The sequence below is a fragment of the Nonomuraea sp. NPDC049714 genome (assembly GCF_044465295.1).
Classification (GTDB): Bacteria; Actinomycetota; Actinomycetes; order Streptosporangiales; family Streptosporangiaceae; genus Nonomuraea.
The window spans coordinates 258091-273186 of record NZ_JBITLM010000014.1 but is presented as its reverse complement, the minus strand read 5'-3'; the positions used below and the strand labels follow the sequence as shown (position 1 = coordinate 273186).

At 71.1% G+C, this 15096-nt stretch carries 13 protein-coding genes; 8 read left to right on the top strand and 5 right to left on the bottom strand.

Annotated elements, in window-relative coordinates; genetic code table 11:
• Positions 1 to 80 precede the first annotated feature (80 nt).
• Positions 81 to 452, bottom strand: coding sequence for a hypothetical protein (locus ACIBQX_RS41560; protein WP_397014597.1), 372 nt, complete (start codon positions 450 to 452; stop codon positions 81 to 83).
• An 85-nt stretch (positions 453 to 537) separates the two neighbouring features.
• Here ACIBQX_RS41560 and lhgO point away from each other — a divergent pair, with 85 nt between their 5' ends.
• The 6 genes from lhgO to ACIBQX_RS41530 all read left to right on the top strand — a co-directional run bounded on the left by lhgO (position 538) and on the right by ACIBQX_RS41530 (position 8033).
• Positions 538 to 1749, top strand: coding sequence for an L-2-hydroxyglutarate oxidase (gene lhgO / locus ACIBQX_RS41555; RefSeq protein ID WP_397014595.1), 1212 nt, complete (start codon positions 538 to 540; stop codon positions 1747 to 1749).
• A gap of 17 nt (positions 1750 to 1766) precedes the next feature.
• Positions 1767 to 2459, top strand: coding sequence for a response regulator transcription factor (locus tag ACIBQX_RS41550; RefSeq protein WP_397014593.1), 693 nt, complete (start codon positions 1767 to 1769; stop codon positions 2457 to 2459).
• A 38-nt stretch (positions 2460 to 2497) separates the two neighbouring features.
• Positions 2498 to 3889, top strand: coding sequence for a sensor histidine kinase (locus ACIBQX_RS41545; protein WP_397014591.1), 1392 nt, complete (start codon positions 2498 to 2500; stop codon positions 3887 to 3889).
• A gap of 65 nt (positions 3890 to 3954) precedes the next feature.
• Complete coding sequence (locus ACIBQX_RS41540; protein WP_397014683.1) at positions 3955 to 4611, top strand: response regulator transcription factor; 657 nt, start codon at positions 3955 to 3957, stop codon at positions 4609 to 4611.
• Between the two features lie 9 nt (positions 4612 to 4620).
• Complete coding sequence (locus tag ACIBQX_RS41535; RefSeq protein WP_397014589.1) at positions 4621 to 6333, top strand: ABC transporter; 1713 nt, start codon at positions 4621 to 4623, stop codon at positions 6331 to 6333.
• Positions 6330 to 8033 carry a GTPase family protein gene (locus ACIBQX_RS41530; RefSeq protein WP_397014587.1) on the top strand — a complete coding sequence of 568 codons (1704 nt, stop codon included), beginning with the start codon at positions 6330 to 6332 and terminating at the stop codon, positions 8031 to 8033. The genes ACIBQX_RS41535 and ACIBQX_RS41530 overlap by 4 nt, the downstream gene beginning before the upstream one ends.
• Before the next feature lie 8 nt (positions 8034 to 8041).
• Here the strand turns inward: ACIBQX_RS41530 and ACIBQX_RS41525 are convergent, their stop codons facing one another.
• Genes ACIBQX_RS41525 through tdh form a run of 3 tightly spaced genes read right to left on the bottom strand, consistent with a single transcriptional unit; the run spans position 8042 to position 11183 of the window.
• Positions 8042 to 8956 (bottom strand): LysR family transcriptional regulator, encoded by a 915-nt coding sequence (locus ACIBQX_RS41525; RefSeq protein ID WP_397014585.1) that lies wholly within the window; start codon positions 8954 to 8956, stop codon positions 8042 to 8044.
• A gap of 20 nt (positions 8957 to 8976) precedes the next feature.
• A complete protein-coding gene (locus ACIBQX_RS41520) occupies positions 8977 to 10155 on the bottom strand; it encodes a glycine C-acetyltransferase (protein WP_397014583.1) in 1179 nt (392 codons plus the stop codon).
• On the bottom strand, positions 10155 to 11183 hold the full coding sequence (gene tdh, locus ACIBQX_RS41515) for an L-threonine 3-dehydrogenase (protein WP_397014681.1): 1029 nt from the start codon (positions 11181 to 11183) through the stop codon (positions 10155 to 10157). The genes ACIBQX_RS41520 and tdh overlap by 1 nt, the downstream gene beginning before the upstream one ends.
• 164 nt (positions 11184 to 11347) lie before the next feature.
• Between tdh and ACIBQX_RS41510 the strand changes: the two genes are divergently transcribed.
• Complete coding sequence (locus ACIBQX_RS41510) at positions 11348 to 12517, top strand: Gfo/Idh/MocA family protein (protein WP_397014581.1); 1170 nt, start codon at positions 11348 to 11350, stop codon at positions 12515 to 12517.
• Between the two features lie 380 nt (positions 12518 to 12897).
• A complete protein-coding gene (locus ACIBQX_RS41505) occupies positions 12898 to 13881 on the top strand; it encodes an ABC transporter substrate-binding protein (RefSeq protein ID WP_397014579.1) in 984 nt (327 codons plus the stop codon).
• Between the two features lie 131 nt (positions 13882 to 14012).
• On the opposite strand, the gene ACIBQX_RS41500 is transcribed toward ACIBQX_RS41505, so the two are convergent.
• The gene (locus ACIBQX_RS41500; protein WP_397014577.1) at positions 14013 to 15095 is read right to left on the bottom strand and encodes an SPFH domain-containing protein; all 1083 of its coding nucleotides are present in this window, start codon (positions 15093 to 15095) and stop codon (positions 14013 to 14015) included.
• Between the last annotated feature and the right edge of the window lies 1 nt (position 15096).

Below are 15096 nucleotides of genomic sequence, written 5' to 3'. Positions count from 1 at the left end.
GCCCTTCACCAGCACGACGATCGGGGCAGGCCCCGATACGACACCTCCCGGCGCGAAGTTTCCCAGGAGCAAGGCGACGGTCACGGGCGGCGCATGGTGGCGGTGAACATGTCGCCGCGCAGAGCCTGCTCGACCACGGAGATGGAGCGGGACAGGCGTACCAGCCGGGGCCCTTCCTCCCGGTAGGTGTCCAGAACGGCCTCGATGGCGTGCGGCGGGAGGTGGCCCTTGAGGTCGACCGCCGCCCGCCGATAGCCGGTGCGGGCCGCCTCGATGGCCGAGTTGACGTGGTGGTTCGCCATCCTGGCCAGGGCGATCGGGTGGCGGCGCAGCACCTCGTAGGCTCGGTAGTCCGGCGGGACCGCGTCGAGCAGCCAGGCCACGGCCGAGGCCTCCCAGTCGGGGACGCTGGGCGGCCGGACCTCCGCAGGCCATTCTGGCGGGACATACATGAATCCATCGTACTCATGTTCGATTCGCCCGCCCAGTGGTGGTGGAAGACACCGCTTCGGGCGCCTTGTGGTGGTCGAGGGCTGAATGCGCGGGCACACTGGCCTGGTGACGGAGAAGATCGGGATCGTGGGGGCCGGGATCGTCGGCCTGGCGGTCGCTCGTGAGCTGGCCGTGACGCGGGGTGCCGAGGTCACCGTGCTGGACAAGGAGGCCCGCGTCGGCGCGCACCAGACCGGCCACAACAGCGGCGTCGTGCACGCGGGCATCTACTACCCGCCCGGCTCGCTCAAGGCCAGGCTCTGCCGCGAGGGCGTGGCCCTGCTCAAGGCCTACTGCGCCCAGCACGCGCTGCCGTACGACGAGGTCGGCAAGCTGGTGGTGGCGAGCACGCCGGCCGAGCGGCCGCTGCTGGCCGCGCTGGCCGAGCGGGCCAGGGCCAACGGCGTGCCGGACCTCGCCGAGCTTGACGGGCTGGGGCTGCGCGAGATCGAGCCGCACGCGGTCGGCGTCGGCGCGATTCACTCGCCGCGCACGGCGATCACCGACTTCCCGGCGGTCGCGCGCCGGCTCGCGCTCGACGTCGCGGAGTTCGGCGGTTCGGTACGGCTTGAGCACGCGGTCCACGGCATCAGGGAGACCGCCGGTGGCGTCGAGGTGGTGGCGGGGCGGCGGAGGTTCGGCTTCGACCGGCTGGTGGTGTGCGCGGGACTGGGCACCGACGCGGTCGCCAGGATGGCCGGGATGCCGGGGGATGTGCGGATCGTGCCGTTCAGGGGTGAATACTACGCGCTCGACGGAAATGCCAGGGAGCTGGTGCGGGGGCTGATCTACCCGGTGCCCGATCCGCGCTATCCGTTCCTGGGCGTACACCTGACCAGGCACATCGACGGTGAGGTGCTGGTGGGGCCGAACGCGGTGCTCGCCACCGCCTACGAAGGCTACAGATGGCAAAATTTCAGTAATTTTCCGGCAATTATCCGCTGGCCCGGCACCCTCCGCATGGCCCGGCGGCACTGGCGTACCGGCGTCAAGGAGGTCTACGGCTCGCTGGTCAAGGGCGCGTTCCTCAAGGCGGCGCGGCGCTACGTACCCGAGCTCACCGCCGCCGACCTGCGGCGCGCCGAAGGCGGCGTGCGCGCGCAGGCCGTCGCGCGGGACGGCGGGCTGGTCGACGACTTCGCGGTGGACGTGCACGGCAGTGTGGTGCTGGTGCGCAACGCCCCCTCACCGGCGGCCACGTCCAGCCTGGCCATCGCCCGGCACATCGCCGGAATTGTCCCAGCACCCGTCCGATGAGTGCATCCTTGGTGGTGATGGAAGCGCGACTCCTGATCGTCGAAGACGACCAGAACATTCTCGAACTCCTCGCCGCGAGCCTGAGGTTCGCGGGCTTCGACGTGTCCACCGCCAAGAGCGGCATGGACGCCGTGGCCACCGTCCAGCGGCAGCGGCCGGACCTCGTCGTGCTCGACGTCATGCTGCCCGACCTGGACGGTTTCGAGATCGTCCGGCGGATGCGCGGCGGCGGCATCCGTACCCCCGTGGTGTTCCTCACCGCCCGTGACGAGACCGAGGACAAGATCCGCGGCCTGACGATCGGCGGTGACGACTACGTGACCAAGCCGTTCAGCCTGGAGGAGGTCGTCGCCCGGATCCACGCGGTGCTCCGGCGCACCAGCGGGGAGACGCAACCGCCGCCGCCCAGGCTCACCTTCGCCGACATCGAGCTGGACGAGGAGAGCCACGAGGTGTGGCGGGGCGGCCACCCGGTCGCGCTGTCGCCCACCGAGTTCAAGCTGCTGCGCTACTTCATGACGAACGCGGGCCGGGTGCTGTCCAAGCCGCAGATCCTGGACCACGTCTGGGACTACGACTTCCGGGGCGAGGTCGGCATCGTCGAGTCCTACGTCTCCGTGCTCCGCCGTAAGATCGACAACCGCAGCCCCCGGCTCATCCACACGCTGCGCGGCGTCGGCTACGTCCTGCGACTCCCGCCGGGCGCGTAGTGGCCGGGTTGAGCGGCCTGCCGCTCAGAGTCAAGCTCATGACGTCGATGCTGGCGCTGCTCGGGCTCGGCATGAGCTTCATCGGCGTGGTCAGCGTCTCGGTTCTGAACGGCTACCTGCTCGACCGCGTCGACAGCCAGGTCAACCTCGTGTCCGTACGCGTGCACAAACGGCTGATCAACGACGAGGACAGGCGCCGGCTGGGCAGGAGGTCGCTGGAGAAGGCGCTGCTCATCGAGTCCGACACGATCGTGCTGATGAAGGACTCCACCGGCCGCCTCACCCCGACGCAGAGCGACCGGGACGTCGACATCAAGCCCAAGCCGGTGCTGGAGGACTCGCCGGGGCCGGGCATCTACACCGCGCCGGCCGTCGACGGCGACGGCGCCTGGCGGGTGAAGGAGACCACGACGCCGCAGGGCACCTTCGTGGTGGCCACGGACCTGGAAGAGGTCAACGAGATCACCTGGCGGCTCGTCCTCATCGAGCTGCTGGGCGGCGGCGGCATCGTGCTCATCCTCGCCGTCGTGGGCGTCACCATCGTCCGGCGCAGCATGCGGCCGCTGGCGGAGATCGAGCACACGGCCGGCACCATCGCCGCCGGCGAGCTGAGCCGCAGGGTGCCGGACAGCGACCCGCGCACGGAGGTGGGCCGGCTGGCCGGCGCGCTCAACGGGATGCTGGCCCAGATCGAGAGCGCGTTCGCGGCCCGCTCGGCGTCCGAGGAGGCGGCCCGGCGGTCGGAGGACCGGATGCGCCAGTTCGTCACCGACGCCTCGCACGAGCTGCGCACCCCGCTCACCTCGATCCGCGGCTTCGCCGAGTACGCCAGGCAGAACCCGAACGCCGACACCGCCGAGCTGATGCTCCGGGTGGAGAGCGCCGCGGGCCGGATGGGCCTGCTGGTCGACGACCTGCTGCTGCTCGCCCAGGTGGACCAGGCCAGGCCGTTGAAGATGCGCCCGGTGGACATGCTGGCGCTGGCGGCCGACGCCGTGCAGGACGCGCGGATCCTCTCGCCGTCCCGCGAGATCGGGCTGGACGTCGTCGGCGGAGCGGCCCTGATCGTCTCCGGTGACGAGGTACGGCTGCGCCAGGTCGTCGGCAACCTCATGTCGAACGCCCTCATCCACACCGAGGACGGCACCCCGATCACCGTCCGGGTCGGAGCCGACGACGAGACGGCCTTCCTCGAAGTGGCGGACAAGGGCCCCGGCCTCACCCTCGACCAGGTCGAGCGGGTCTTCGAGCGCTTCTACCGGGCCGACTCCGCCCGATCCCGCCGCAGGTCGGGCGAGGACCGGGGCAGCGGGCTCGGCCTGGCCATCGTGCAGGCGCTGGTGCGGGCGCACGGCGGGACCGTGGTGGCGAAGAGCGCGGTGGGCGAGGGCGCGACGTTCCGGGTGGAACTCCCACTCGCTTTGGATTAGTCCTTCAGCAATTCCTCAGGTGCCTTTGTCACTGTGGGTACGTGACCGATCCCGAGGCGCTGATCATGGTGGTGGACGACGAGCCCAGTATCAGAGACCTGCTCTCTGCCAGCCTGCGCTTCTCCGGGTTCGAGGTGGTCACCGCCGCCGACGGGCACGAGGCCGTCGAGGTGGCGCAGCGGGTCGAGCCGGATCTGGTCGTCCTCGACGTCATGCTGCCGGACCTCGACGGCTTCGAGGTGGCCAAGCTCCTCGACGCGCCGGTGCTGTTCCTGACCGCCCGTGACGCCACCGAGGACAAGATCGCCGGGCTGCGGGTGGGCGACGACTACGTCACCAAGCCGTTCAGCCTGGAGGAGGTCCAGGCCAGGATCCGCGCGGTGCTGCGCCGTACCAGAGGAGAGGGCGCGCCCGCGAACCGGCTGAAGGTCGCGGACCTGGAGCTGGACGAGGAGGCGCGTGAGGTGTGGCGCGCCGGCCGGGCGGTGCGGCTGTCGCCGACGGAGTTCAAGCTGCTGCACTACTTCATGGCCAACGCCGGGCGGGTGCTGTCCAAGGCGCAGATCCTCGACCACGTCTGGAACTACGACTTCGGCGGCGACGCGGGAGTGGTCGAATCATACGTTTCCTACCTGCGGCGCAAGGTCGACGACGTGGAGCCGCGACTCATTCACACGCTGCGCAGCGTCGGTTACGTGTTAAGGGAGCCTCCTGCGGGCTAGCTTGACCGTATGGACCTGTTGGGCGCGCTCGAAGGACTGCGCCGGCCGCTGGACCGGGAGCTGTTCCCGCTGGCGGTCGGTGAGGCCGCCGCGGATCGGCGCGCGCTCAAGGAGCTGACCGGGCAGCTCGACGACTATCTGCTGCCCCGGCTGCGCGCCATCGACGCGCCGCTGCTCGCCGTCGTCGGCGGGTCCACCGGCGCGGGCAAGTCCACGCTGGTCAACTCCCTGGTCGGCGCCGACGTCACCGAGCCCGGCGTGCTGCGCCCCACCACGCTGGTGCCCACCCTGGTGGTGAGCCCCGCCGATCGCGACTGGTTCATGGGCGCGAACGTGCTGCCCGGCATGTCCCGCGCCACCGGCACCGGCGTGGGAGCGCTGCGGGTGGTGACGGCCGAGGCGCTCGGCGCCGGGCTGGCGCTGCTCGACGCGCCCGACATCGACTCCGTGGTGACCGCCAACCGCGAGCTGGCCACCCAGCTCCTGGCCGCCGCCGACCTGTGGCTGTTCGTCACCACCGCCGCCCGCTACGCCGACGAGGTGCCGTGGAGCTTCCTGCGCTCGGCCCGCGAACGCAGCACCGCGCTCGCCCTGGTGCTCGACCGGGTGCCGCCCGAAGCCGCCGGGCCCGTCACCCGCGACCTCGAACGCCTCCTGGCCGACAACGGCCTCGACGGCATCCGCCTGTTCGCCGTACCCGAGGCCACGCTGCCCAGCGAGAAGGCCCGGCTGCCCGCCGAGTCGGTGGCGCCCATCGCCGGCTGGCTCACCGGGCTCGCCGCCGACGCCGTCGAACGCTCCCGGGTGGTACGCCAGACCCTCTCCGGCACGCTCGACAGCCTGGCCGTCCGGGTGCCGGCGCTGGCCGACGCCGTCGAACGGCAGGAGGCCGCCTTCGCCGGGCTGCACGACATCGTGACCGCCGCCTACGCCGGCGCGATGGCCGACTTCGACGAGGGCATGCGCGACGGATCGCTGCTGCGCGGCGAGGTGCTGGCCCGCTGGCAGGACTTCATCGGCACCGGCGACCTGATGCGCTCACTGGAGACCCGGGTCGGCTGGCTGCGTGACCGGGTGGTCGGCTTCTTCACCGGCCAGGCGCCCAGCATCCAGCTGCGCGACGCGCTGGAGAGCGGCGTCGAGGCGCTGATCAGGGGCGCGGCCGACGGCGCCGCCGAACGCGCCCTCGACGGCTGGTCCGCCGCACCCGGCGGCCCCGGCCTGCTCGACCGCGTCGGCGCCGTCGAACGGGCCCGGCTCGGCCGCGCCTCCCCGGACCTCGGCAAGCGGGCCGAGGCGGCGGTGCGCGGCTGGCAGGAGTACGTGCTCGATCTCGTACGGGAGGAAGGGGCGTCCCGGCGGACCACGGCGCGGCTGGCGTCGTTCGGCGTGAACGGGGCCGGGGTGCTGCTGATGCTGGCCGTCTTCGCCTCCACCGGCGGGCTGACCGGGATCGAGGTGGGCATCGCGGGAGGCACCAGCGTGTTGTCGCAGAAGCTGCTGGAGGCGGTGTTCGGCGACCAGGCCGTGCGCACGCTCACCGTACGGGCCCGGGAGGACCTGCGGGAGCGGGTACGGGCGCTGATGGCGGAGGAGGCGGTCCGCTACACCACGTTGCTGGACGCCGTCCAGCCACCCCCGGACACCGCCGCCCTGCTGCGGGCGTCCGCCCGTTCGGTCCGCACCCATCAGGCTGAGCTACCCGAGGGCGGGCCGGAGTGAAGCTGCTGCGCCGTAAGAAGGGGCCGTCGCTGGACTCGCGGCTGACCGCGCTGCTGGAGGCGGTCGAGCTGGCGGACGGGCGACTGCCCGCGGAGGCGGTGGCCGCGGCGCGGGGAGTGACCGAACGGGCGGGGGTACGCCGCCGGCTGTCGGTGGAGCACACCGTGGCGGCGCTCGCCGGGGCCACCGGCAGCGGGAAGTCGTCGCTGTTCAACACGCTGGCCGGGGACGAGCTCTCGGCCGTCGGCGTCACCCGGCCCACCACGGCGACCGCCCAGGCGGCGCTGTGGGACGGCGAGGGGGCCGGTCCGCTGCTCGACTGGCTGGAGGTGCCGCGCCGGCACTCCGCGTCCTCCGCCGACCTGTCCGGGCTGGTCCTGCTCGACCTGCCCGACCACGACTCCATCCGGCTCGCGCACCGGCTGGAGGTGGACCGGCTGGTGGAGCTGGTCGACCTGCTGGTGTGGGTGCTGGATCCGCAGAAGTACGCCGACGCCGCCGTGCACGAGCGCTACCTGCGGCCGCTGGCCGGGCACCAGGACGTGATGGTGGTGGTGCTCAACCAGATCGACCGGCTGCCCGAGGCCGCCGTCGCGCGGTGCCTGGACGACCTGCGGCGGCTGCTCGACGAGGACGGGCTGACGGGAGTGCCCGTCGTCGGGGTCTCCGCCCGTACCGGCGCGGGCCTGGTCGAGTTGCGGGCTCTGCTCGCGAAGCGGGTGAGCGAGCGGCGGTCCTGGTCGGCCCGGCTGGCCGCCGACGTCGTCACCGCCGCCGACCACCTGACCCTGGCCTCCGCCACCGCACCGGCCCAGCAGGACGGGAGCGAGGCCGGGACCGGCTCCGGTGGGGCGGAGCCGGTGCGGGTGGCGGACGGGCGGGGGGCGGAATTGGTGCGGGTGGCAGACGGACCGGGGACGGGGCGGCTGGATCGGCCGCTCACGGCGGCGCTGTCGAAGGCGGCCGGGGTGCCGCTGGTGGTGGAGGCCGTGCGCAAGGGGCATCGGCACCGGGCCGTCGTCGCCACCGGCTGGCCCGTCACCCGGTGGATCCGCAGGTTCAGGCCCGATCCGCTGCGCAGGCTGCGGGTCGGGCTGGCGGCCGGCTCGTCCGAGGGGGAGGTGGTGGGGCACACCTCGCTCCCGGCCGCTTCGGTCGTACAGCGAGCGCAGGTGGAGACCGCGATCAGGGACGTCGGCGAGGGGGCGGCGGCGGACCTGCCGGGGGCGTGGGGCGCGGCGGTGCGGCGGGCGGCGCGCTCGCGGGAGGCGGAGCTGGCCGACGCGGTGGACCGGGCCGTCGGCCGGACCTCACTCCGGGAGACCAGGAGGCCGCGCTGGTGGCGGGCCGTGAACGTGCTGCAGTGGCTGCTGTTCGCCTCCATGGTGGCCGGGGGCGGCTGGCTGGGCGCGCTGCTCGCGATGGACTATCTGAGGCTGCCGCAGCCCCCGCTGCCGACCGCCGGGGAGCTGCCCTGGCCCACGGTGCTGCTGGCCGGTGGCGCGCTGGCCGGGGTGCTGGTCGCGTTGCTGTCCAGGCTGGCCGCCTGGCTGGGGGGCCGCCGCCGGGCGCGCCGGGCGGCGAAGGCGCTGCACGAGGCGATCGGGCAGGTGGGGCAGGAGTACGTGCTCGGGCCGGTGGCGGAGGAGTTGACCCGCTACGACCGGTTCGCCGAGGTCATCGAGGTGGCGCGCGCGTAGCGGCGAGGTCATCGGGGTGGCGCGAGCGTAGCGGCGAGGGAGCCGGCGACGTCGCGGAGGGTGTCGAGCAGGGGGCGCAGCAGGGGGTGGGAGTCCGCGCCACGGCGGACGGCGGCGAAGACGCGGCGCTCGGGGCCGGGCGTGTGGTGGACGGTCACGCCCGACAGGGCCATGTCCCGCAGCGCGAGCCGGGGGACCAGCGCCACCCCTGAACCGGCGCCGACCAGGGCGACCACCGCGCGGAAGTCGTCGGAGCAGTGCGCGAAGCGGGGCGTGAAGCCCGCCTGCTCACAGGCGAAGGCGATCACGTCGTGCACCGGATTGCCCGGATAGGGACCGATCCAGGTCTGCTCGCCGAAGGCCGACAGCGGGGCGGCGGCCAGGGCGTGCCCCTCGGGCAACACCAGGTCGAACGGCTCGGCGTACAGCGGCAGACGGGACAGGCGGCGGTCGGTCGCGTCGGGGCCGCCCCGGTACTCCACCGCGATCGCGGCGTCGGCCTCGCCGTCGAGCAACATGGTCAGGCTCTGGTCCCCCTCGGCGTCGCGTACCCGTACCTGAAGGCCGGGAGCGGCGGCACGCAGCGACGTGATCGCGGGGGAGAGGACGGCGCTGATCGCGGTGGCGAAGCAGGCCACGGTCACCTCGCCCGCCGTGCCGGAGCTGTAGGCGGCGACCTCGGCCTCGGCGCGTTCGAGCTGGGCGAGCACCTCGTTCGTGTGGCCGAGCATGATCTTGCCCACGGCGGTGAGGCGCACGCCGCGGCCGTCGCGCACGAACAGGCGGTGGCCCACCTCGTGCTCCAGCGCCACGAGCTGCTGCGACACCGCCGACGGGGTGAGGTGCAGGGCGGCGGCCGCGGCGGTCACCGTGCCGTGGTCGGCCACCGCGCGCAGCGTCCGCAGCCGCCGCGTATCTATCACGCGGCGAGCTTATCCAGCGCTCAGAGCTGGTCGGTGCGGGCCTGGACGAAGGCGGCCACCGCGCGGTCGACGTCGTCGGTGGAGTGCGCGGCGGAGAGCTGGACGCGGATGCGGGCCTGGCCGTGCGGCACCACCGGGTAGGAGAAGCCGATCACGTAGACGCCCAGCTCCAGCAGGCGCTCGGCCATGGCGCCCGCGGCGGCGGCCTCGCCGATCATCACCGGGACGATCGGATGGTCGCCCGGCAGGATGTCGAAGCCGGCCTCGGTCATCTTGGCGCGGAAGCGCTCGGTGTTGGCGCGCAGCCGCTCGCGAGCCTCGCTGGAGGTCTCCAGCAGGTCGAGGATGCGCAGCGAGGCGGAGGCGATGACGGGGGCCAGGGAGTTGGAGAACAGGTAGGGGCGTGAGCGCTGGCGCAGCAGCTCGCAGATCTCCGCGCGGGCCGCCACGTAGCCGCCGCTGGCGCCGCCGAGTGCCTTGCCGAGGGTGCCGGTGATGATGTCGATCCGGTCCGTGACGCCGTGCAGCTCGGGGGTGCCGCGCCCGGTGGGGCCGACGAAGCCGACGGCGTGGGAGTCGTCGACCATGACCATGGCGTCGTAGCGCTCGGCCAGGTCGCAGATGTCGGCCAGCGGCGCGAGGTAGCCGTCCATGGAGAAGACGCCGTCGGTGACGATCAGCCGGCGGCGGGCGTCCGACGCCTCCTTCAGGCGGGCCTCCAGCTCGGCCATGTCCCGGTTGGCGTAACGGAAGCGCCTGGCCTTGGACAGCCGGATGCCGTCGATGATGCTCGCGTGGTTGAGCGCGTCGGAGATGACCGCGTCCTGCGCGTCGAGCAGCGTCTCGAAGACGCCGCCGTTGGCGTCGAAGCAGGAACTGTAGAGGACGGTGTCCTCCATGCCGAGGAAGTCCGAAAGGCGGGCTTCGAGCTCCTTGTGCACTTCCTGCGTGCCGCAGATGAACCGCACGGAGGCCATGCCGAAGCCCCACCGGTCCAGCGCCCGCTTGGCGGCCTCGACGACCTCGGGGTTGTCGGCCAGGCCGAGGTAGTTGTTGGCGCAGAAGTTGAGCACTTCCTGCCCGGCGACGCCGACCGAGGAGCTCTGCGGGGTGGTGATCACCCGCTCGGGTTTGTGCAGCCCGGCCTCGGTGATCTCGTCCAGCGTCGCCCGCAGCTGGTCCCGTACGTTCGTGAACATCAAGCACTCCAATCCAAAATGACCTTGCCGGTACGGCCACTCGCGGCGGTGTCGAAGGCGGCGTCGAAGTCCCGGTAGGAGAACCGGTCGGTGATCACGGGGGAGAGGTCGAGGCCCTTCTCCAGCAGGACGGACATGTTGTACCAGGTGTCGTACATCTCCCGGCCGTAGATGCCCTTGATGGTGAGCATCGAGGTGACGACCGTGGACCAGTCGACGGCGAACTCCTCCGCGGGCAGGCCGAGCATGGCGATCCGGCCGCCGTGGGTCATGTTCGCGATCATGTCGCGCAGGGCCGCCGGGTTGCCGGACATCTCCAGCCCGACGTCGAAGCCCTCGCGCATGTCGAGCCGGCGCATGCCCTCGGCGAGGGTGTCGCGGGAGACGTTCAGCGCCAGGGAGACGCCGAGCTTGGTGGCCAGGTTGAGGCGCTCGTCGCTGACGTCGGTGATCGCCACGTTGCGGGCGCCCACGTGGGTGGCCACGGCCGCCGCCATCAGCCCGATCGGGCCCGCCCCGGTGATCAGCACGTCCTCGCCGACCAGCGGGAACGACAGCGCGGTGTGCACGGCGTTGCCGAACGGGTCGAAGATGGCGGCCACGTCGGGATGGACGGGCACCCGGTGCACCCAGACGTTCGTGGCGGGCAACGTCAGGAATTCGGCGAACGCGCCGTCACGGTCGACGCCCAGCCCGATGGTGTTGCGGCACAGGTGGCGGCGGCCGGCCATGCAGTTGCGGCACTTGCCGCAGACGATGTGGCCCTCGCCGCTGACCAGGTCGCCCACGGCGATGTCCTCGACGCCGTCGGCCACCTCGACCACGTGCCCGGAGAACTCGTGCCCCACGATCAGGGGGAGCTTCAGCGTCTGCCGCGCCCAGTCATCAAATTTCCGGATATGCAGGTCTGTGCCGCATATGCCGGTACGTAGCACTCTGATTTTCACCTCGCCCGGTCCCAGAACGGGCTCCGGTACGTCGACCAGCCACAGACCCGGCTCGGCCCGCTCCTTGACCAGCGCTTTCATCGCGTGCATCCCCCCATCCGAACCTAACGCACTGTGCCCGCTGTCTCCCCGCCGTGTCCATCGAGGGATTCTTAAGTGCCCCCACAGCTCAGCTTCACGCGGTGGGCTCTGCCCGGTTAGAAGTAGTTTCGTACGGAATGCCGTACATGATGGGAAGGACACCCGTGGAAGACCTGCGTTTCGGAGTCGTCGGCCTCGGCCTGCGCACCAGCCTCGCCCTGGCCGCACACCAGCCCGGCCGGGGGTCGGTGGTGGCCGCGGTCTGCGACGTGGACCCGGCGGCGCTCAAGGCGCAGGCCGCGCTCTTCGGCGAGCCCGTGACCACCCTGGACTACCGGGAACTGCTCGGCCGCGACGACCTCGACGCGATCATCGTGATGACGCCGGACGACACCCACGAGCGCGTCGCGATCGACTGCCTCCGGGCCGGCAAGGCCGTCTATCTGGAGAAGCCGCTCGCCATCACCGTGGACGGCTGCGACAACGTGCTGCGCGCGGCCCGCGAGAGCGGCACCAGGCTGTACGTCGGTCACAACATGCGGCACATGGGCGTCGTCAGGCTGATGCGCGACATCATCGCCAGAGGCGACATCGGCGTGCCGAAGACCGTCTGGGTGCGCCACTTCGTCTCCTACGGCGGCGACTACTACTTCAAGGACTGGCACGCCGACCGCACCCGCACCACCGGCCTGCTCCTGCAGAAGGCCGCGCACGATCTGGACGTCATCCACTGGCTCGCGGGCGGCTACACCACGCGGGTCAACGCGCTGGGCGACCTGATGCTCTACGGCGACCTGCCGCGCCGGGAGCCCGGCACGCCGCGGCCCGAAGGCTGGCTGCGCGACTTCGACTGGCCGCCCACCGCCCGCCGGGACCTCAACGACGTCGTGGACGTCGAGGACGTCTCGGTCATGAACATGCGCCTGGACAACGGCGTCATCGCCGCCTACCAGCAGTGCCACTTCTCGCCGGACTACGTGCGCAACTACACGGTCATCGGCACCGAGGGTCGGCTGGAGAACTTCGGCGACGGGCCGGGTGACACCGTCAAGGTCTGGAACACCGGCCCCAGCGACTACCGCGACGACTGCGACATCGCCTACCAGGTCCCCCGGGCCACCGGCAGCCACGGCGGCGCCGACCTGCAGATCATCGCCGAGTTCCGCCGCTTCGTCAGGGAGGGCGGCGTCACGGACACCTCCCCGGTGGCCGCCCGGATGAGCGTCGCCGCGGGTTACATGGCCACCATGTCGCTGCGCGACGGCGGCATGCCGTACGACGTCCCGCCGCTGGACGCGGACCTGGCGACGTATTTCGACAACGGCCAGCGCTGACGGACGAGAGCCGCGACTTCGCCCCCCGTGGAAAGGAAGTCGCGGCGCTCTCGTATCCTGCCGGAAGTGGTTTATCCGACAGTCGCCAGGTATTTTATTGCCTTCCGATATGCGGAAAAGTGGGTGGCATTTACGGAAATGTGGCACAAGTCTCTTTCGGTCGGCTGGGGCTGTGAGCCGGCCTGAATACCGCTAGGAGACGACCAATCGTGCCCATCACCCCCCATGACTCCCTTTCTCTCAACCGTAGGTCTTTCCTCAGGCGCTCGGCCTTCGCCGCTACGGCGGCCGCCTTGGGCTCAAGTTCGCTGGCCGCGTGCGGGTCGGACAGCGGCGACGGCAGCCGATTGACCTTTCTGAGCCCCATCCCGATCGAAACCTTGTCCCTCGCGCCCGAGTTACTCGCCGTGGCCGGGGGACACTTCAAAAAGCACGGGCTCGACGTCACCCTGCAGCCGGCCAAGGGCACGTCCCAGGCGATGCAGGCGGTGCTCTCGGGCGTCGCGCCGGTCAGCCGCCTCGGCCAGATCGACGTCATGACGGCGCTCACCACCACGAAACAACCCCTGGTCAACATCGCCACACCCTTCCGGACCTCCGCCGTACGGTTCGTCTACAGCAAGAGGAAGCATCCGGTGGAGAGGCCGGAGGACCTCGTCGGCCGGACGATGGGCGTGCCCTCCGAGGGCGGCAACAGCGACAAGGTCGTCTCGCTCGTGATGGCCGCCGCCGGGCTCGACCCGAAGGAGTGCGAGCGCCAGGTCGTCGGGCTGACTCCCGGCACGTTCAACCTGGTCCAGCGGGGCCGGATCGCCGGCTACGTGGTGAGCGTCGACACGGCCAACGTCCTGAAGGACTTTCGTATCATGCTCAATCGAAATCCGGACGATGACGAGTTCGATCGCCTCTTTGAGGCAGGTCTGGATGACTGCGCACTGGTCAGTGGCCGCTCGCCCTACTTCATGTGCGATCGAGAGGCCGACAGTCTGATGGAAGCGATCCTGTCCGTTCTCGTTCAGCTAAGAGCGGTCGATGAGTTGTGGGCAGTGGGAGTCCAGCACAACGACGGGGTGACGCTGGGGGACGCGGCGAGGCGGCATGGGGGGCGTACGCAGGCCAGCCTGAGGCAGTTGGCCGCCGGGCAGCGAGGGCCGGGGGGATTCCCGGAGCCGGTCGTCGAGGCCGACAACATCAGCGTCTACTCCTGGGCGGAGGTCTCCGACTGGCTGCGCACCGAGATGGGAGACGACATCCCCCAGGTGGATCGGAGTCTCGCGCTGGCGGACGCGGCCGTCAAGCTGGCCTGCAGGGCGCGGAGCATGCACCGGGAGAGCGAGGTGCGCCGACTGCTCGAAGTCGCCTGATTATCCGCCGGAGGGCTCGGGCGACTGACCTCTGAAGGCACGTGGTCTGGCCCGGAGGCTTGATCAGAGGCCCATCGGCTGAACGAGGATGCCCGCCGCAGAATGTCCGTGGCGGGCATCTCGTGAGCGGGTCAGCGGCCGGACTCGCGGTGCTCCCTGTCCAGGTCCAGGTCGGGGAAGGGGGACGGGTCGGGGACGCCCTTCGTGAGCTGGCGGGGGCCCTTGGGGCTCTCGGCCTCCTGGGCGTCGGCGACGGCCTCGGCGGCCGCCTCGGCGGCCTTGGCGATCTCCTCCTCGATGGCCGCGGACTCCGTGGCCGACTCCTGGCGGGCGGCGATCGAGGGCAGGGCCTCGGTGAAGGCCTTGGAGACGCCCTGCAGGGCAGAGGTGACCTCGCTGGGGATGACCCAGAAGGTGTTGTTGTCGCCCTTGGCGAGCTGCGGCAGCACCTGGAGGTACTGGTAGGCGAGCAGCTTGGGGTCGGGGTCGTTGCGGTGGACCGCCTGGAAGACCTGGTCGATGGCCCGGGACTCGCCTTCGGCCTCCAGGATGGCGGCCGACCGGGCGCCCTCGGCCCGCAGGATCTGGCTCTGCTTGTCACCCTCGGCGGTGAGGATCTGCGACTGACGCTGTCCCTCGGCGTTGAGGATCGCGGCCCGCTTGTCACGCTCGGCCCGCATCTGCTTCTCCATCGCGTCCTTGATGGACTTGGGCGGGTCGATGGCCTTGATCTCGACGCGGTTGACGCGCAGGCCCCACTTGCCGGTGGCCTCGTCGAGCACCCCGCGCAGCTGGCTGTTGATGGTGTCGCGGGAGGTCAGCGTCTTCTCCAGGTCCATCGAGCCGACGACGTTGCGCAGCGTGGTGACGGTGAGCTGCTCGACGGCCTGGATGTAGTTGGCGATCTCGTACGCCGCGGCCCGCGGGTCGGTGACCTGGAAGTAGAGGACGGTGTCGATCTCGACGACCAGGTTGTCCTCGGTGATGACCGGCTGGGGGCGGAAGGACACGACCTGCTCACGCAGGTCGATCATGGGATAGACGCGGTCGACGTACGGGATGACGAAGTTCAGGCCGGGCTTGAGCGTCCGGTTGTAGCGGCCGAGCCGCTCGACGTTGCGCGCACGGGCCTGCGGCACGATGCGCACGGCCTTCAGGACGGTGAAAACCGCGAAAAGGATGATGAACAGCCCGACTATCAACAGCGGATCCATG